The organism is Psychrobacter piscatorii (assembly GCF_904846415.1).
Taxonomy (GTDB): Bacteria; Pseudomonadota; Gammaproteobacteria; order Pseudomonadales; family Moraxellaceae; genus Psychrobacter; species Psychrobacter piscatorii.
Genome location: NZ_CAJHAR010000002.1, coordinates 154,854 through 173,333, shown reverse-complemented (window position 1 = coordinate 173,333; position 18,480 = coordinate 154,854). Strand labels below are relative to the sequence as shown.

Genomic DNA, 18,480 nt, shown 5'->3' with positions numbered 1-18,480 from the left:
TTTTTAACCGTAAACTATGACCGCATAAAGGACTATTTAGCGTTTGCCAGTGGCTCACAATGCCATCGGTGAACCCTTAATGGTATCCAAGGTAAACAAGGTTAGACCGTATGTTAATCACAGAATTGGGTTATTTTGCCTTGCTGGCCGCTTTTATACTGGCGATTTTGCAGGTGGTACTACCAACCATTGGTGTCATGCGCGACCACGTCGCTTGGCAACGTCTAGCACCAAGTCTTGCGTGGGCGCAGTTTGCGGCCATGATTATATCATTTGCTGCACTGATGGCAGGCTTTTATTACAACGACTTTAGTCTCGTCTACGTCACTCAGCACTCCAATACGTTGCTGCCTTGGTATTACAAGCTGTCTGCAACGTGGGGCGGGCATGAAGGGTCATTGCTACTGTGGATGACCATTATGGCCACTTGGTGTGCGCTGGTCTCTTATTTCAGTCGTGGGTTGCCTCTGTCCATGCGTGCGCGTGTCCTTGTGATATTGGCAGGCGTACAGATGATGATGCTAGCGATGCTGATCTTTACCTCATCGCCATTTGATCGAACCTTGCCCAATTTGCCAGTTGATGGCGCGGATCTAAACCCTGTCTTGCAAGATTTTGGTTTGATTATTCATCCACCGATGCTCTACATGGGCTACGTAGGTATGGTCGTGCCATTTGCTTTTTGTATGGCGGCGTTGTGGGAAGGGCGCTTGGATGCGGTGTGGACACGCTGGTCGCGTCCGTGGGCGCTAGCTGCTTGGGGTTTCTTGACGGTTGGTATCGCACTTGGCTCTTGGTGGGCATATTATGAGCTTGGCTGGGGCGGCTGGTGGTTTTGGGATCCAGTAGAGAACGCGTCACTGATGCCATGGCTGGCGGGTACAGCATTGCTACATTCGCTTGCGGTCACTGAAAAACGCGGCGTGTTCAAGGCATGGACGATCATGCTTGCTATTTTTGCCTTTGCGCTAAGTTTGCTCGGTACGTTCCTTGTACGTTCAGGCGTTATCACTTCAGTCCATTCATTTGCTGCTGACCCAACGCGTGGTCTCGTTATTCTAGCCATTCTTGGCGTGATTATCGGCGGTGGTCTGCTGATGTTTGCGGTACGTGGTTGGCGCTTGACGGTTGAGAGTCAATATCGACTGATCTCACGCGAGTCGTTCTTGGTGATTAATAACGTCATTATTTTGATTTCGACCTTGGTTGTCCTACTTGGTACGCTATACCCCATTATTGCTGATTCTTTTGGCTTAGGTCAGGTATCGGTCGGCCCTCCATACTTCAATGCGCTATTTGTGCCATTAACATGGTTGCTGCTGGTAGCGATGGGTATGGGCTCTAATATTCGCTGGAAACAAGACAGCCGTCCATTATTGGGTGCTGGCATGGTTATCGCTGTGAGCAGTCTGGTGTTGGCGGCGATTATCGCTTATTTCACAAGTCCATCAGCGATGCTCAACATTGGTGTCACGTTGGCAGTGAGCTTTTGGGTGCTCTTATGGATGGTGGTCGACTTTAGAGACAAAACCAAGAATGCACCGAGTAGAGTAAAGGGGTTGCGTCAGCTGCGTCTGAGCTATTGGGGTCAACAGACTGCCCATATTGGGGTGCTCGTTGCAGTTATCGGAGTGGCATTTACCAGTACACTCAGTATTGAACGTGATGTGGCGCTGGGACCAAATGATAGTGTCAATGTCCAAGGCTATGACTTTACAGTAAAAGGTTTTAGCGAAGTAAAAGGCAGTAACTTTGACGCCACCCAAGCCGAGGTATTGGTGAGCAAAGACGGTCAAGAGGTAGCTACGTTATATCCTGAAAAGCGTAACTATATCATCAGTATGATGCCAATGACCGAGGCGGCAATCGATGCCAGCCTTATGCGCGATGTGTATGTCGCACTTGGTGAGCCAATTGCTGAGGACAGCAACGAGTGGGCGTTCCGTATCTATGTCAAACCGCTTATTCGCTGGATATGGCTAGGTGCGCTTATTATGGCGTTTGGTGCATTGCTCAGCATGCTAGACAATCGTTACCGTATTAAGAAAACCAGAACACCTGCGCAAATCGCTGCCAAAAAATCAGGCTTTGCTACGGTGGCAGATTTGGAATCGCAAGCTATCAAGACAGGGGATCAGTAACATGACGACCTCAAACAATGCACCTGATAAACAGACTCAGCAAAGCAATAAAAATACCAAACGTAAAAAGTCGCTTAAGTTAGGGTTTTTGATTCCTCTGGTGATTTTTATTGGTCTGGTTGCCATGCTGTATATGCGCTTGGGCAAACCGACGGATATCGTGACCAACACCGCGCTTGAGCGTCCAGTACCCGCTTTTGAGCTGCCATTGTTGTCCGATACCAGTCGTATCATGACCAATGACAACCTACCTGACGAGCCGTTCTTGATGAATATCTGGGGATCATGGTGTCCTACTTGCATCATCGAGCATCCTTTCTTAATGAAATTGGAGGAGCGCGGTGTCAATTTGGTAGGTGTCAACTACAAAGATGACATCGGTAATGCACTCGGATACCTGAACAAAGGCGGCGATCCCTTTTCGATGTCTATTCAGGATCTATCGGGGCAGTTTGCTTTAGATTTGGGCTTAACTGGCGCGCCTGAGACTTTTGTCGTCGATGGTGAAGGGATTATTCGTCAGCATATTATCGGTGAGGTCAATGAGAGCAACTGGCAAAGCCGTATCACGCCTTGCTTGATGGTGCTTAATGATGCCAATAATAATGGCGTCAGTTTAGAGCCAAGTCAGGTTGAGGAGGCGTGTCAATGATAGCTTATCAAATAAAATCCGTTACGATAAAGTTAGCAAGCTTGCTTATCGCTTGTCTATTCAGTATGGCTAGTTTTGCTGCTATCGACGTCTATGATTTTGACTCTGTACAGCAAGAGGCACAGTATCGAGGCCTTATCGAAGAGCTGCGTTGTCCAAAATGTCAAAACCAAAATCTAGCAGGCTCTGATGCCCCGATTGCCCAAGATTTAAAGCAAAAAACCTATGATTTGGTCAAAGATGGTCGTAGCGATGGTGAGATTCGTGCCTATATGCAGGAACGTTATGGCGACTTTATCAGCTACAAGCCACCAGTTCGTCCTTCAACGTGGATCTTATGGTTTTTCCCACCATTATTGCTCATCATCTTGTTAGTAGGTTGGTTTTGGCAAAGCAAACGACGTCAGCTTGTTGCCAGTGGTGCAAGCGGTATGACAGCAGACAGTACCGCTGAGGCGCTGTCTGTTGCCGAAAAAGCGGAGCTTGAGCGCTTATTATCACGTGCTGATAACAAAGACGATCACGATATTACAAGCCTTGGGGGCAAAAAATGACCATATTTTCTACGGTTGGCTTATTTATTGCGCTGAGCCTACTTACCGCCTTATTGCTTGCTGTTATAGCTATCAAACCATGGTTGAGAGCACCGCGTACGCATAGTAAGCCTTTGGACAATCAGCTATTAGATATCAACGTTGCCGTATTTCGTGAGCGCTTAGCAGAGCTGAAAATAGATAAAGACAGCGGCATCATTGATGATCATCATTATCAAAACCAAAAACTTGAGCTTGAACGCCAGCTGTTGGACGCTCAGCGCGAAGTCGCACCCATGGTGACGCCTGGTATCAAGAGTCGATTGATTATCGTCGTCTGGGTGCCCGTATTAGCCGCTATGGCGTACTTGATGGTCGGAGATCGCACGCCTGTATTCGAGCTTTGGGCAAGCGAAGACAAAGTAGGTCAAGTGGCGGATGATTTATTAACTGGCAAGATTGACCAGCCGCCTGCTTGGGCGATCGAAGATGGCAATCAGCTGATTAGTGCCATGCAGACCAACGTCTATCGCCATGCGTACGATTACAACCGTTGGATGCGCCTATCAGAGTTGTTCTTATCGTTAGAGGCGACCGATTCAGCACTAGAGGCCTTATCACGTGCTTATCGTTTATCACCTGATAATGAAGAGATTGCGATTACTTACGCGCAGATTAATTTCTTTGCTAATAAGGGTCAGTTAGACGAAAATAGTCGCCGAGTGCTAGAAACTGTATTGGCCAAAAACCCACAGCATGAAGGCGCGCAAATGCTCATGGCAATGGGTGAGGCGCGAGCGAATAACTTTGATCAAGCACAAGGCTGGATTAAGCGTTTGCGTGACAGTATTTCTGCCAAACCAGGCGATCATACGCAGGCGCTATCAAGCCTAGATGAGCTCAGTGCCAATGTAACCATGCAGCAGCAACAAGCCTCCGAAGGTATCGAGGTGACCGTTAAGATCAACTCAAGCCTACTGCCACTGGTCAAAGCGGATGACGTGCTGTTTGTGGCGATTCGTGATGTGAATGGTGGCCCGCCATTTGCGGCTAAACGTTTACCAATTACCGCCATCAAACAAGGTGAAGCTACTATTAGCCTAAGTGATCTTGATGCCATGATGCCAGGGCGTACTCTAGGATCTGCTCGATCTGACAAAGTACAGTTGGCTGTCATCGCTCGTATTAGCCATAGTGGTACGGCAATCGCAGAGTCAGGAGACCTATCAGGCAATCCTGTGGTGATTAGTGCCGATCAAAACCAGGCTAATGTAGAAATCAATCAACAAATCCCCTAGTATTGGGATATGTTATTGTCAGCATTTGTCGTATCAATGCTGTTGCCCACAAAATGGTGCAACAGCGTTGTATGAACAGCTAAGTCATGGCAACTTATGACCATAATCATGAAAATACTTGAGGTTTGCAAGGCCACAAGGTAAGGTATCTCTGCAATCCGCCAATCCCTAAGTTTTATTAATCCTAAAATCCCACTCAATTCAGGAGAATCGTGTAATGATGCGTATTATTTTGCTAGGTCCACCAGGCGCCGGTAAAGGTACTCAAGCCCAGTTTATTTCTAAAGAATATGATATTCCGCAGATATCAACGGGTGATATGCTACGTGCTGCAATCAAAGAAGGCAGCGAGCTTGGCAAAAAAGCCAAAGATATCATGAATGCTGGTGGTCTGGTTTCTGATGACCTCATTATCAATCTCGTAAAAGAGCGTATTGCAAAGCCTGATTGTGCCAACGGTTGTATCTTTGATGGTTTTCCACGTACTATTCCACAAGCGCAAGCACTTGCTGATGCTGATGTTGCCATCGATCATGTGGTAGAGATCAGTGTACCTGATGATGAAATCGTGAACCGTTTGTCTGGCCGTCGTCAGCATCCAGGTTCAGGCCGCGTTTATCATGTTGATTACAATCCGCCAAAGCAGGAAGGTATCGACGACGTGACTGGTGAAGCGCTTATCCAGCGTGAAGACGATCAAGAAGCGACCATTCGCGACCGTCTGTCGACTTACCATGAGCAAACATCTGCATTGGTTGGTTTTTATCAAGAAAAAGCCGCCGAGGGTGCAGATTCACCAAACTACGATAAGTTTGATGGCACGCAAGACATCGAAGAGGTTAAGCAGCAAATCTTATCTGCGCTAAAAGGCTAATGTTCGATTTTGGCTAATTAATTTAGCAGTCGATATAGTCATTAGAGACCCTGTTTCATTACAGGGTTTTTTTATGGCTAATGATTTCATACCTCATAAAAAACACCCACAAAAAAACCGCTTACTCATCATAAGTAAACGGCTCTTTCATCAAACATAATACTTATAAAGCTAGCATATTTATGATTTAAAAATTACGCATTACCTTGAGCATCAACTTGTGCTTGCTGCTGGCTTTGTGCATACGCTTGATCAAAGTTCACAGGGGCAAGCAATAGCTGAGGGAAGCTACCACGCGTCACGATGTCGCTGATGACTTCACGAGCATATGGGAACAGCACGTTAGGGCAGTATGCACCCAAGATTTGACCGATTTGATCTTCTGGAATGTCTTTTAACAAGAAGATACCTGCTTGATGTACTTCAGCGATGAATGCTGCCTCTTCCGCATTTTTTGCGGTTACGCTTACGGTCAAGATGATTTGATAATGATCATCATCTAATTTTTCAGCGTTGCTAGACAAGTTGATATCAAGCTCTGGGTTCCACTCTTTGGTGAATACGCTAGCGCCTGGGACTTCAAGTGACATGTCTTTTACATAGATGCGTTCTAATGCCAGTTGTGGTTGTGCTTGTTCTTCAGCCATGATAAATCCTCTAAAATTAAATCAAGTGATGGGGCAAACGGTCATGTTAATAAAAAGTCATTGTAATATAAACTAAGCGTGTAGCTCGATATTTTTTTAACCCTACTTTATATTACGGTTTCCAAGCTTGCCACTGTCTATCTTTACATAAATAAAGACAGACAGTAAAGCAAGGTAGCAGATTAACCCGCTAATAGCTCGTCAAGTTTGCCTTGTTGGTTCATTTGGTTAAGCTCATCAAAACCGCCGACAAAGGTCTCACCAACGAAAATTTGTGGCACAGTGCGGTAGTTATTGGTTTTTTTCATCAGTGCCTGACGATCTTCGCTGCTCATGTCGTGCATGCCGATTTCTTCGTAATCAACGCCTTTGGTTTTTAGTAGTTGTTTGGCGTTTGAGCAGTATGGGCAGATAGGGGTCGTATAAACTTTAACAGGTACAGTCATGGTAAATCCTTATTTATAAATTTATGAGATAACAAACTTATTATAGATAGCCTGATAAATTATCATAGTCTAAGTAATGGTAGAATCTGTTATCAATGAGTAAAGTGCAAATGTATTCGATTATGCTCATACTAAAGTGGGGATGAGCATGACAAATTCAAGCCGTCTTAGGTTAAAACCCTCGGTAGTAGTATAAACAGGATATAAAAAAAGACACCTATTGCTAAGGTGTCTTTTTATTTTGCTATCGTTAATCAGATGCTGTTTTTAGTCAGAAGCCATATTTCAGCCAATCTACTATTTGCTTAAACTAGGCTTGGTCTTAGCTTTGTTTTTTGACCTGGCGTCTTTTACACCAACCAATGGCATACCAGCGCCTTGCCAGCCGCCAATACCGCCCTCTAAGCGATAGACACTGTCTTTACCAATCATCTGAATGGCTGCGCCTGCTTGTACGCCCATGTCGCAGATGATAATCACTGGCTGCTCAATCGCACGAATCTCTGCTAAGCGCTCTTTGAGATCAGTGAACGGTATGTTGCGGCTGCCTTGAATATAACCTGATTCAAACTTCTTCTTGGCGCGAATATCGATCAGCTGCGCGTTTTGAGAGTTGACCATCATGCCAAGGGTGTTGGGCGATATTTTTCTACCGCTACGTTTGTTTTCAATGGTAAAAAACAGGATAGCAAGTACGGCTAATATACCAAATAAAAACGGGTGGTTGCCCACAAATTCCAGCGCACGATCCAAACCATACCTCCAAAAAAATAGGTGTTCTATTGAGCTGAGAAGCCAGCTCAATAATATTGAACAAGGCGCTATTATACCGATAAGGTCATCTATAGTAAACGGGCGATGACACGGTCAATAATTGAGCCGTCATTTTGCCTTTGAAATGACGTTAATTGGGCTTAATAAGGCTTAGTATCAGCTTCCTCTCGTAGCGTCACGAGATTTTCAACGCGGCGCTGTAATACGGTACCGTCAGCCACGGCTTCCCATAGTGCACAGCCTTTGCTGTTATAGGTGTGGCGACAGTCACGGAACTGGCAATCGCCAGCCAATGGCGCCAGCTCAACGAAGCCTGAGATGATATCGTCAGGCGTCAGATGCCAGATACCATATTCACGAATACCTGGTGTATCAACGATGCCGCCTTGGGTCAGATCGTCTGGATTAAATGGCAGTAGTCGACTGGTCGTCGTGGTATGTTGACCAAGCTTGGAGTTTTGCGAGATGATATTGACGCTTTGACCAGATTCTGGGAGTAGGGCATTGATTAAGCTGCTTTTGCCAACGCCAGATTGTCCAGCAAAGATGACTAGCTTTTTATCTATATAGCGTTTTAGTTCATCAAGGCCTTCTTGCTCATCGCTCTCAGCGATGTTTTCAGGACAATCGACTGAGGTCAGGACGCTCTCATAACCAAGTGCGGCATACTGTGCCAACAACTCATTGGTATCTACACCATTTTCTTGGGCCAACAGATCGGCCTTGTTGAGTACCAGTAACGGTTTGACGCCTGCGTGATGGCATACTACGAGATAGCGATCAATTAGAGTCGGGGCGGCGGCAGGTAGTGGCGCAAAGACAATAGCTAGTATATCGACATTGGCGGCGACGGGTTTGAGCTTATGATAGCGGTCAGGGCGAGAGACCAATGAGGTACGCGGTTTGACGGCTTCGATACGGCCAAAGCCTGTGTTGGAATCGGCACTCCAGCGCACTTGGTCACCAGCGGCTAGCATCGGCAAGTTAGTGCGTACATGGCAGCGCCAAATATCGCCGAGCTCAAGCGTTTGCCAAAACGGCTCCGGATCATCAGGTGCAATCTCTGGCTGCTCAGGTATCACTGCAGGTAGGCTGGTGACTTGTACTTCTAGTTGCTTACCGTAATGCGCCATGACCACACCATCCATCAGGCTGTCATCGATGCTGTCTTGATTGGACAATTGCTGCTTGTCGATGCGACGAATCTGTTGTTTGGTCAGTTTGCGTTGCCGGATTAATGCCATGGGTTTTTGACCTATTATAAAAATATTGCTAAGTGTAGCGTGAAAATTTGCTAACATACAGCCTAAAGCGTCTGCGGCAGACAGTGGTTTTGTAATATTGTACGACTCTATAGGTTTTCTAAACCAAGTAGCGTGTTGCAATACTGTTTGAGCACGAGTGTCTACATGTAATACGTTTTTCTAAAGTTGTTTTTCCAAAATTATGAATGATAGGATATTTTATGGCTACCGGCGACCATCCCAATAAGATTAAGATCAAAAACCAAGGCAAAAAAGGGTTGGTATGGATTGATTTAGAAATGACCGGACTTGATACGTTAAATGATGAGATTATCGAGATTGCTACTGTCGTTACTGACGAAGATTTGAATGTACTTGCTGAAGGGCCTGTGTTTGCGATCAAGGTATCGGATCAAGTCTTAAATAAAATGGATGACTGGAACACCAAGCAACATGGTCAGTCAGGATTGGTCGATCGTGTGCGCCGTAGCACGGTGACCTTGGCAGAAGCGGAAGCTGAGACCATTAAGTTCCTAAATAAATGGGTCGATAGTGGTAAGTCACCAATGTGCGGCAACTCTATCTGTCAAGATCGCCGCTTTATGGCGCGTCAAATGCCAGAGCTTGAGCGCTTCTTTCATTATCGTAACCTTGATGTGTCGTCAATTAAAGAGCTGTGTTTCCGCTGGCGTCCTGACATTCTAAAGAACTTTGAAAAAGGGGGCAGTCATCTAGCCTTAGATGATATTCGCGACTCTATTCGTGAGCTAAAGCATTATCGTCAGCATTTCTTTAAATTGATGGATTAGATAGCGAGCGATAAGCAGTTCAAGATTGTAGTGAACGTAAAAAGGGTCTGTTGAACTATCAACAGACCCTTTTTGTATTGAAAAGAGGTTTTTTAAGGTGCATTGTTTAAAATGCCATTAAGTTTAAAACGCCATTAAACGCATTTTAGCGAACAAGACATTCAAACTCGTACAACTCAAACTCAGTATTATTACTGCTTAAATCGTTACTATTGACACGGTCATTTGAATACTCATCATCTGTCACCACCCCAATCACCGCGCTTACTTTCGGCTGGCGATCGTCTTTATCTAACAATCGCCAGTCGCCAAGCACGTAGCGTTTTTTATCAGCAGTCGCCTGATGAATATCTGGACGGTGAGTATGACCGTGCAATAAGGCATCGCTAGCAGTGATTGCCTGACGAACTGCCACATCATTCACATCCATGATATAAGCCGCTTTGTTCGCATTGTTTTGCTGGCTTCTTTTACGCATGTTGTCTGCGATCGCCAAGCGTTTTTCTAATGACTTATTAAGCAAATACCACTGGGTCAGACGATTACGCATAATTTTGCGAAAGAACTGATATTTCTTGTCATCGGTACAGAGTGCGTCACCGTGCTCTAAGCGATAATTCTGCTGACCAACAGTCAAGTTATACGGCTCGCTGATAAGCTCACCACCGAACAGATTACAAAACGGTTGGCCTAACAAAAAATCACGGTTGCCGTGCATGACTAATATCTCGCAACCATTGATACGTAGCTTTTTGAGCTTTGCAATCAACGGGGTTAGCCAATGCGTTATTTGTTCATCCTCTGACCTTTTTTCTTTCAATAGGGATAAATACATATCATCGCCTAGCCACACCTCAAACCAGTCGCCCAATATAAAGAGGCGTTTGAGCGCTGGCAGGGCGAGACAGTCATCAAGCAGCGCCAAAAAAGCCTGCACTAAGGCAGGCTCCTGAGGCGATAAATGCAAATCGCTAATCAATACTTGCCGCACTTGATGAGGGCGGGTCGTGATTAAGTGATTAAAACGTTGCATTTATCTTTGTCCTCGTGACTTATCGTATGGCAAGCATGACTTAATAAATTTTATTAGAAAGTGCTCGCTTATTCACAGCTATCGCTAAGTAACTATTACTGAGTAGCTGCTGTTGAGTGGCTACTACTGAGTAATGATGGTCGCTGAGTTGATAACAACTGGCTCTTTTGGCACATCAGCATGCATGCCGAAACGACCAGTTGGGACGCCTTTCATTTTTTCGATTACATCCATACCGCTAGTGACTTTACCAAATACCGTGTAACCCCAACCTTGCATGTTTTTGCCAGAGTGGTTTAGGAAATCGTTGTCTTTTACGTTGATGAAAAACTGGCTAGTTGCTGAATGCGGATCTTGGGTACGCGCCATTGCGATAGTACCTTTATCGTTCTTTAGGCCGTTGTCCGCTTCGTTTTCGATAGGCGCGTTGGTTGGTTTTTCATTCATCTCAGCGTCCATTCCGCCGCCTTGAATCATGAAACCATCAATGATGCGATGGAAAATCGTACCGTCATATTGACCAGATTTTACGTAGTTTAAGAAGTTTTCTACGGTTTTTGGTGCTTTTTCTTCGTTGAGTTCGATAACGATCGCACCCATATTGGTGTCAAGTTCTACTACTGGTGGCATGTCTACCATGGGATATTCCTTTTTGATTGCAGCGCCTTAAATGACGCTGTCAAGTGGTGGTTAAAAATTGGTGGTTAAAAAGTTACGGGTAGTCTAACGGCTTTTTTATCCCGTGTCATGTATCAGGCTGTTAATGCGTTTGCAAAAGCTGATAGAATAACGCAACTTTACCCATTTTTGATCAGCTTTGACAAATTTTGATAATGCGGTCGCACTATCTGAGTTTTTATATCCCAATTTATTTTAATAATTTATTTTGAACGTTTTGTGATGCGTGATTGCACGTACCACAAATTGACAATTTGCGTTAGGAGCAATACCCGATGAGTGAGCACTCAAGCAACAATGCACAAAAAGACGAAGTAAAAAACGACTTTATTCGTAATATCATTCGTGACGATGTCAATGCGCAAAAGTATGAGCAAATTGTCACACGTTTTCCGCCTGAGCCAAACGGCTACTTGCACTTAGGTCACGTAAAATCTATCTGCTTAAACTTTGGCGTGGCCAAAGAGTTCGGCGGTGTGTGCAACCTGCGTTTTGATGACACCAACCCAACTGCAGAAAAACAAGATTTTATCGATAACATCGAAAATGATGTGAAGTGGCTCGGTTTTGAGTGGGCAGGTGAGGCGTACCACGCGTCAAGTTATTTTGACCAGTTACATGCATGGGCAATACAGTTGATTGAACAAGGCGATGCTTATGTCGATTTGCAAACGCCTGAGCAGATTCGCGATAACCGTGGGTCGTTCAATGAAGCGGGCAAACCATCTCCGCAGCGTGATGCTAGCGTCGAGGAAAACCTAGCCCTTTTCAATGATATGAAAGACGGTAAGTACGCTGAAGGTAAGGCGGTATTGCGCGCCAAAATCGATATGGCTAGCCCAAATATGAATCTGCGTGACCCTGTTATCTATCGCGTGATGCATCAATCTCATCATCAGACAGGTGATAAATGGTGCATTTATCCAATGTATGACTTTGCGCATCCACTTTCTGATGCACTTGAAGGTATTACCCATTCACTATGTACGCTTGAGTTTGAAGACCATCGCCCATTCTATGATTGGGTTATCGCCAAGATCGGCTTTGACGTGCCGCCGCATCAATATGAGTTTAGCCGCTTAAACGTGGATCATACATTGACCAGTAAGCGTAAGCTTAAGCAGCTCGTCGATGAAGGTATCGTGAGCGGTTGGGATGATCCCCGTATGCCGACTGTCGCTGGTATGCGCCGCCGTGGTTATACGCCAGAAGGCTTGCGTGATTTTTGTGAGCGTGTGGGCGTGACCAAAGCCGATAGCGTGGTTGATTTTCGCTTATTGGAATTCAGCGTCCGTCAGTCATTAGAGACGACAACTGGTCGCGGCATGGCAGTACTAAAGCCATTAAAAGTGACGATTACTAACTTTAGCGAGGCGGTCAGCAGTTGGGACACGCAAAAAGCCGATAGCGTCAATGCGCGTTTTGATGACGCGACGCAAACGCTTTGGTTGACTCAGCCCAAACATCCTAATGTCGATATGGGTGAGCGCGAGATTCCGTTTACTGAGACGCTATACATTGATCAAGGCGATTACGAGATTGAGCCGCCAGCAGGCTACAAGCGTCTATCACCAGAAAAGCCAGAGATTCGTTTGCGTAACACCTACGTGTTAGCCGTCACTGAGCATATCACTGATGAAAACGGCAATGTCGTTGAACTAAAAGCGACGATTGATCCTGCTACCTTGGGTAATAATCCTGAGGGCCGCAAGGTTAAAGGGGTAATTCACTGGGTATCAGCCAGTCAAGGTGTGCCAGCGACCGTGCGCATGTACGAGCAGCTATTCAGTGCTGAGGACCCAAGTAGCGTCGCTGATGTCCATCAAGCGCTAAACCCTGACTCGCTCACTGAGCTAAATGCAGTGGTTGAGCCATCTTTAGCCAATGCGGCTGCGGGCACGCGTTTCCAGTTTGAGCGCGAAGGGTACTTTATCGCTGATAGCGAAGATCACAGCACTGATAAACCCGTATTTAACCAAATTGTCAGCTTACGCGATAGCTATAAGCCAGCGTAATCTATGTTGGCCCAGTCTCTAAAAATGTCATTGCTAAAATGATGTTTTGAAACAATACTGAACAATAGTAGTTTGCAATCAAGCCTATTTCTAGTACGCTAGGGATGGGCTTTTTTGTGAATAATTATAAATCTACAGACAGTGCTTATTTGTGAATTATCAAACATACCCTAAACTTAACCTTAAAAGAGGATGTTATGAGTTTAAATTGCTATAAATGTACCAACCAAACCTTATCACCGACTAAGCTTGATGACACCCTGTCAGCTTTGGTTTGCGAATCCTGCGAAGGGACTTACCTCGATTTACTAAGCTATCGTACTTGGCTTGAAAATCATCCTGCTGTCAATAATGCGAATGAGACCTTAGACGCTTTCAGTGCAGATGAATTAGACAACACAGATAATGCGCTCATCTGTCAACGTTGTCGTAAGTTTATGCTGAAATATCGCATTAACAATGAGCATAAAAACACCATTAACGTTTGCCACACTTGTGATGATGTTTGGTTAGACCGAGGTGAATGGTCATTACTCAAATATCTAAACATGCAGGATAAACTCACTGCGGTAATGAGTGAGCCGTGGCAACAGCAACTAAGAAATCAAGATCGTGATCAGTCTTTTAAAAAACTTTATCAGCAGAAGTTAGGCACAGACTTCGATAAAGTTGAAAGTTTTGCGACGTGGTTGAGTGAGCATCCACAAAAGAGTGATATCCAGCACTATTTGTCACAATATAGACCTTAACAGGGCTATCATAGAACTGACCCAGATTCCACGTTCTCCGATAGTTTAGAGTGGAATAACCGCATTACAATCCGTCACAAGACATTCATAACCAGTTTGCTACTATAAAGTCAGTTTTTACGGATGTGCTTTGCATTTTTATAGCGAGCGCATCGAGGATAATAATAGAGCGCGCGGCCGATGGGTCAATACAAGCGTTCATCAACATAGCTAAGGAATAAAGCATGGCACATTTACGTTTAGGCGATACCGCACCCAATTTTGATGCTACAACCACAGAAGGTGATATCAATTTTCACGAGTGGGCAGGTGATCAGTGGGTCGTTTTCTTCTCGCATCCAGCAGACTTTACGCCAGTATGTACCACTGAGCTTGGTCGTGCAGCAGCACTGAATGGCGAATTTCAAAAGCGCAATGTGAAACCAATCTGTATCTCTGTCGATAGCTTAGAAGACCATAAAGCGTGGGCGAGCGATATCGGTGAGACTCAAGGGACAGAGATGAATTTTCCAATCATCGCTGATCCTAACAAAGAAGTCGCTGAGCTATATGACATGATGCACCCAAATGCAGATAGCACGCATACGGTACGCAGCGTTTTTATCATTGATCCAAACAAAAAAGTGCGTCTAACGCTGACGTATCCGGCCAGTTGTGGTCGTAACTTTGATGAAATCATCCGTGTTATTGATGCACTACAATTGTCAGATGAGTATAACATCGCAACGCCTGTAGATTGGAAGGACGGTGATGACGTAATCATTCCACCAAGTGTCAAAAACGAAGATATTGCTGCCAAATATCCAAAAGGTCATAAAGAAATCAAGCCGTACCTACGTACGACACCAGCCCCTAATAAATAACTGGACTGGTTGCATAAATATGATTAAATAAAGCCCCGTGACTTAAAGTTATGGGGCTTTTGCTATTTTGCCTCATGTTCAATAAGCCTTTGCCATGACGGTCAGAGTAAGCTATAACTATGGTATGGAGTATCAATAGATAGGTGCTCATTAGTACCACCATCATAATAAAGCGTATCAGCGCTAAATTTCTATTCAATTATTCTTACAAGGAGTTCATCATGAAAAAATTATACGTCACCCGTACAGCACCCAACCCGCGTAAAGCCCTTATCTTATTAGCATCAAAAGGTATCGATGTTGATGATATGGATGACATCGATGTGATTGATATTGATTTTGCCAAAAATGAGCAGATGTCAGACGAATTTACCAAAATAAATCCGATGCAGAAAGTCCCCGTCTTAACATTAGACGATGGCACCGTGCTCAATGACTCACAAGCAGTTTGCGAATATCTGGATCGCGTCTATGGTGAGCGTTCCGTTATGGGCAATGACGTGATACAGCGTGCGCAAGTGTGCTCGATGCGCCGTATTGCTGAGTTTGAGGTGATGTATAATTTGATGCTAGCGTTTCAGCATAGTCATCCGTCTAAAGCCCAGCGTGTTGAACAGGTACCAGAATTTGTTGCGCCATCAATTGCCCGTGCTGTCAAAGCCATGGGGTATTTTGAGACAATCCTGGAAGGTCGTGAATATCTGGTGGGTGAGCAATTGAGCTTTGCTGACATCGTGCTGTATTTGGGCTTAGACTTTGGTAAAGTGCTCAAGGTTGATCCTAATGAGCAAGGCAACAACCTAGCCCGTTTTTATCAAATGATGAATGAGCGCTTCAGCATTAAGAACATGGCTAAAGCTAAGCCTGCAGAAGTCAATGATTAGATAAAGAGATACATCGCAAGTTTTGTTGCTTTTAGATGCTTGCTCATTAAAGACAATATCGGGGATAGCTAATATGTATTAGCTATCCTTTTTTTGTCCATGAAATTAATGACATTAGATAGCAAAATAATAAAAGAATTTAAAACATAATAAAAATCAACATTTTATTACATAAGCTAATAATGCTCGGTCTATAGTGGTTAATCTAACGTGATTATAATAACGATATTCCAGAACAGTTAATTAAATGTTTCTTCAAAAGATGCAAGACCAGCAAGTATATAGAAATAAGTAATCGAGAAAATTGAGATACGCTTACTAAGAGGTTCGTAATATGGTAGGTAGAGCCAAAAAATCAGCACTGACAACGTTTTTATTGCCCAGCATAGTGGCGGCAAGCTTGATGCTGAGCGCTTGTCAAAAAGAAGACGTTTCTAATGAAAACGAGATATCAGGCACATCTGACATTAGTGAAACCACAGACGCATTATCTAGCGCAAACCTTTTGACAGATAACGAGCCAGCAATGGATAAACCTGGCTCGACTAAATTAAGTGCTGAAGAAAAGCTTATAACTACCTTATCCCGTCATCGCTGGACATTAATGAGTGCAATGGATGCCAATGAAAAACCTATGCCTGAGTTTGCGGATATCAATAGTCAGGTGACCCTAGTGTTCAATCAAGACACACTCAGCTACAGCGTTGGCTGCAATATGGTGAGCGCTGCTTATGAGCTACAGGGCCATGCTTTGAGCACTGAAGAAGTCATGAGCACCAAAATGTCTTGCAGCGATCTTGATATGGCAGAAAACACATTAAATACATTAATGCTCGGCAGCAGTGAATTAAAAATGGAGCAAGGTGAAAATCCAATATTGACCCAATTTACTGACGACGATGTGACTTTGGTTTGGAGTGGCAAACTCACACCTCAAGCGAAATACAACAGTAAGGGCGAGACGTTATTTTGGGCAGTGAATGCCAAAGAAGTCAATTGTGATATGAATGGTGAAAATCAGTGTCTCCAAGTTAGGCCCGTCACTTACAACGACCAAGGTGTCAAAGTTCGTGAAGGGAAGTGGAGAGTATTTGCAGGAGAGATAGATGGCTACCAGCATGACGGTATGCACGAAGAGATACTACGGTTACAGCGCTACCGATTAGAGACTAACGAATTAATAGCGGCAGATGAGACAGCAGAAAATGATACTGATGATGAAAAGTATGCATATGTACTCGATGCTGTCATTGAAAGTTCAGTCGTAGAGTAGTCCGCTATAATTTTGTCTTTTAAAAGATAAAAGCGACAGGACTTATACTCATAAAAAAACACGCATCCAATGGCGTGTTTTTTTTATTGTCTTACTATTTTAATGCCTATTTTTTTTAAAGCTTGTCTGCTTTAACGCTTATCTTTAACGCAAGTTACCCAAATCTTCCTCGGTCAAACGCCAACGACCTTTTTTCTTAGAGCCACCGCGTCCTCGCATAGAGCTATTAAGTAGTATTTTATTCATAGAATGACTGGAGTGTGCATGACAAATAGCACAGGCAAGACCATCGGCTGCATCCTGCTGTGGTACGACTTCTAACTGTAGTATGCGGCAAACCATCTCCTGTACTTGCTCTTTAGCAGCAGCACCATAGCCGCACACGGCTTGTTTGATCTGCCGAGCAGTATACTCTGATACTTCTAAATCCAAGGCGACCATCGCTGCAATCGCTGCGCCTCGTGCTTGCCCAAGCTTGAGTGCAGAATCAGGGTTTTCTGCCATAAAGACTTGTTCAATCGCCGTATAAATAGGCTCGTCAGCGTATTTTAAGTGATGCTGTGTGATGCGGGTCAATCCATTAAAAATACGCTTGAGGCGTTCAGGCATCTCTTTGGTGTCTGTGCGAATCGTGCCTGCATCGATATAAGTGAGCTTATCACCCGTCTGCTGGACTATTCCATAACCCGTCATACGTGACCCTGGGTCGATCCCGATAATAATTGCCATAGTATTCCGTCTTGCTTACATTTTGTTTTATGGCTTAAAAATCAGCCGTAAGTTTGATAGTATAGCAACCAATCCCCATATACATCATATGTTAGCCATTTTAATTTGCATGGCGCTCAATTTATTGGTTTTTATTTTATAGGACGACACTTTATGGGTCAGATAGTTGGTATAGCCATCGTTTGGTTTATTATCGAGATGCTACTGTGGTATTTGCTTGCTCAATTCATGAGCGGCTGGTGGGTATTCATGTGGTTTATTGTCGCAGCAGTGATCGGTATCTCTCTTGTGCGTAAAGGTATGGCTTCTTTGAATCCAATGGCTCAGCAGATGAAAGCAGGTGGTATGATGAACCCTGCAATGCGTCCACCAGAGTCCACCATGATTAAGAGTATTGCCATGGCAGTCGCTGGTATTTTGCTACTTATTCCAGGTGTGCTGAGTGATTTGCTCGCGCTACTCGTGATCTTGCCACCAGTACAAAAGAAACTCAAAGACTTTGCCAATAACTATGTCATGAACAATCAGCAAAAAATGATGGAAATGATGGCAAAACAGATGGGTGGTCAAATGGGCGGCGGCCAAAATCCATTTGGTGGTATGGGTGGTCAGAATCCATTCGGTGGCGCAGGCGGTATGAATAACCAAAATCCATTTGGTCAACAACAGCAAAACCCGTTTGGGGACGTATTCAAACAGCATACGACTGTTGATGGTACGGCCAAAAACATCCCTAAAGACGTGAAAAAAATTACCAAATCTGCTAATGATGAGTAACGGTGACTTAGTCATTCATTAGGCATAGAAAAAGCCCCTTCCGTCATTAACGAAAGGGGCT

19 protein-coding genes are annotated in these 18,480 nt (G+C 44.4%); 12 read left to right on the top strand and 7 right to left on the bottom strand.

Annotation, left to right across the window (positions count from 1 at the left end; all coding sequences use genetic code 11):
• Positions 1-110 precede the first annotated feature (110 nt).
• The 5 genes from JMX83_RS01685 to adk all read left to right on the top strand — a co-directional run bounded on the left by JMX83_RS01685 (position 111) and on the right by adk (position 5,498).
• The gene (locus JMX83_RS01685) at positions 111-2,141 is read left to right on the top strand and encodes a heme lyase CcmF/NrfE family subunit (protein WP_201598494.1); all 2,031 of its coding nucleotides are present in this window, start codon (positions 111-113) and stop codon (positions 2,139-2,141) included.
• A 1-nt stretch (position 2,142) separates the two neighbouring features.
• On the top strand, positions 2,143-2,793 hold the full coding sequence (locus JMX83_RS01680) for a DsbE family thiol:disulfide interchange protein (RefSeq protein WP_201598493.1): 651 nt from the start codon (positions 2,143-2,145) through the stop codon (positions 2,791-2,793).
• 65 nt (positions 2,794-2,858) lie between these two features.
• A complete protein-coding gene (locus tag JMX83_RS01675) occupies positions 2,859-3,347 on the top strand; it encodes a cytochrome c-type biogenesis protein (protein ID WP_371532508.1) in 489 nt (162 codons plus the stop codon).
• Entirely contained in the window at positions 3,344-4,624 is a 1,281-nt protein-coding gene (gene ccmI, locus JMX83_RS01670; protein ID WP_201598489.1) for a c-type cytochrome biogenesis protein CcmI, read from the top strand. The genes JMX83_RS01675 and ccmI overlap by 4 nt, the downstream gene beginning before the upstream one ends.
• Positions 4,625-4,841: 217 nt before the next feature.
• On the top strand, positions 4,842-5,498 hold the full coding sequence (gene adk / locus JMX83_RS01665) for an adenylate kinase (protein ID WP_201598488.1): 657 nt from the start codon (positions 4,842-4,844) through the stop codon (positions 5,496-5,498).
• Positions 5,499-5,692: 194 nt separating this feature from the next.
• Here adk and secB read toward each other — a convergent pair whose 3' ends face one another.
• The 4 genes from secB to rsgA form a co-directional block, all read right to left on the bottom strand.
• Positions 5,693-6,145: a protein-export chaperone SecB gene (gene secB, locus JMX83_RS01660; protein WP_057760989.1), complete on the bottom strand. Its 453-nt coding sequence runs from the start codon at positions 6,143-6,145 to the stop codon at positions 5,693-5,695.
• Positions 6,146-6,327: 182 nt separating this feature from the next.
• The gene (grxC, locus tag JMX83_RS01655; protein WP_201598487.1) at positions 6,328-6,591 is read right to left on the bottom strand and encodes a glutaredoxin 3; all 264 of its coding nucleotides are present in this window, start codon (positions 6,589-6,591) and stop codon (positions 6,328-6,330) included.
• Between the two features lie 297 nt (positions 6,592-6,888).
• Positions 6,889-7,344: a rhodanese-like domain-containing protein gene (locus JMX83_RS01650; protein WP_201598479.1), complete on the bottom strand. Its 456-nt coding sequence runs from the start codon at positions 7,342-7,344 to the stop codon at positions 6,889-6,891.
• 161 nt (positions 7,345-7,505) lie between these two features.
• Positions 7,506-8,609, bottom strand: coding sequence for a ribosome small subunit-dependent GTPase A (gene rsgA / locus JMX83_RS01645; RefSeq protein ID WP_201598478.1), 1,104 nt, complete (start codon positions 8,607-8,609; stop codon positions 7,506-7,508).
• A 221-nt stretch (positions 8,610-8,830) separates the two neighbouring features.
• Between rsgA and orn the strand changes: the two genes are divergently transcribed.
• Positions 8,831-9,418: an oligoribonuclease gene (gene orn / locus JMX83_RS01640; protein WP_201598474.1), complete on the top strand. Its 588-nt coding sequence runs from the start codon at positions 8,831-8,833 to the stop codon at positions 9,416-9,418.
• A 145-nt stretch (positions 9,419-9,563) separates the two neighbouring features.
• Here the strand turns inward: orn and JMX83_RS01635 are convergent, their stop codons facing one another.
• The gene (locus JMX83_RS01635) at positions 9,564-10,451 is read right to left on the bottom strand and encodes a UDP-2,3-diacylglucosamine diphosphatase (RefSeq protein WP_201598472.1); all 888 of its coding nucleotides are present in this window, start codon (positions 10,449-10,451) and stop codon (positions 9,564-9,566) included.
• A 123-nt stretch (positions 10,452-10,574) separates the two neighbouring features.
• Entirely contained in the window at positions 10,575-11,090 is a 516-nt protein-coding gene (locus JMX83_RS01630; protein WP_058025915.1) for a peptidylprolyl isomerase, read from the bottom strand.
• 314 nt (positions 11,091-11,404) lie between these two features.
• Between JMX83_RS01630 and JMX83_RS01625 the strand changes: the two genes are divergently transcribed.
• From JMX83_RS01625 to JMX83_RS01605, 5 genes are all read left to right on the top strand, one after another.
• Positions 11,405-13,144, top strand: a complete 1,740-nt coding sequence (locus JMX83_RS01625; RefSeq protein WP_201598470.1) for a glutamine--tRNA ligase/YqeY domain fusion protein — start codon at positions 11,405-11,407, stop codon at positions 13,142-13,144.
• A 197-nt stretch (positions 13,145-13,341) separates the two neighbouring features.
• Positions 13,342-13,893 (top strand): TFIIB-type zinc ribbon-containing protein, encoded by a 552-nt coding sequence (locus JMX83_RS01620; RefSeq protein ID WP_201598468.1) that lies wholly within the window; start codon positions 13,342-13,344, stop codon positions 13,891-13,893.
• A gap of 224 nt (positions 13,894-14,117) precedes the next feature.
• Entirely contained in the window at positions 14,118-14,756 is a 639-nt protein-coding gene (locus tag JMX83_RS01615; RefSeq protein WP_201598466.1) for a peroxiredoxin, read from the top strand.
• A 221-nt stretch (positions 14,757-14,977) separates the two neighbouring features.
• Positions 14,978-15,640, top strand: coding sequence for a glutathione S-transferase family protein (locus tag JMX83_RS01610; RefSeq protein WP_201598465.1), 663 nt, complete (start codon positions 14,978-14,980; stop codon positions 15,638-15,640).
• Between the two features lie 334 nt (positions 15,641-15,974).
• Entirely contained in the window at positions 15,975-16,913 is a 939-nt protein-coding gene (locus JMX83_RS01605; RefSeq protein ID WP_201598464.1) for an META domain-containing protein, read from the top strand.
• 144 nt (positions 16,914-17,057) lie between these two features.
• On the opposite strand, the gene ruvC is transcribed toward JMX83_RS01605, so the two are convergent.
• A complete protein-coding gene (gene ruvC / locus JMX83_RS01600; RefSeq protein ID WP_071001968.1) occupies positions 17,058-17,642 on the bottom strand; it encodes a crossover junction endodeoxyribonuclease RuvC in 585 nt (194 codons plus the stop codon).
• Positions 17,643-17,795: 153 nt separating this feature from the next.
• On the opposite strand from ruvC, the gene JMX83_RS01595 reads away from it, so the two are divergent.
• Positions 17,796-18,419: an FxsA family protein gene (locus tag JMX83_RS01595; protein WP_201598463.1), complete on the top strand. Its 624-nt coding sequence runs from the start codon at positions 17,796-17,798 to the stop codon at positions 18,417-18,419.
• The last annotated feature ends 61 nt before the right edge of the window (positions 18,420-18,480 follow it).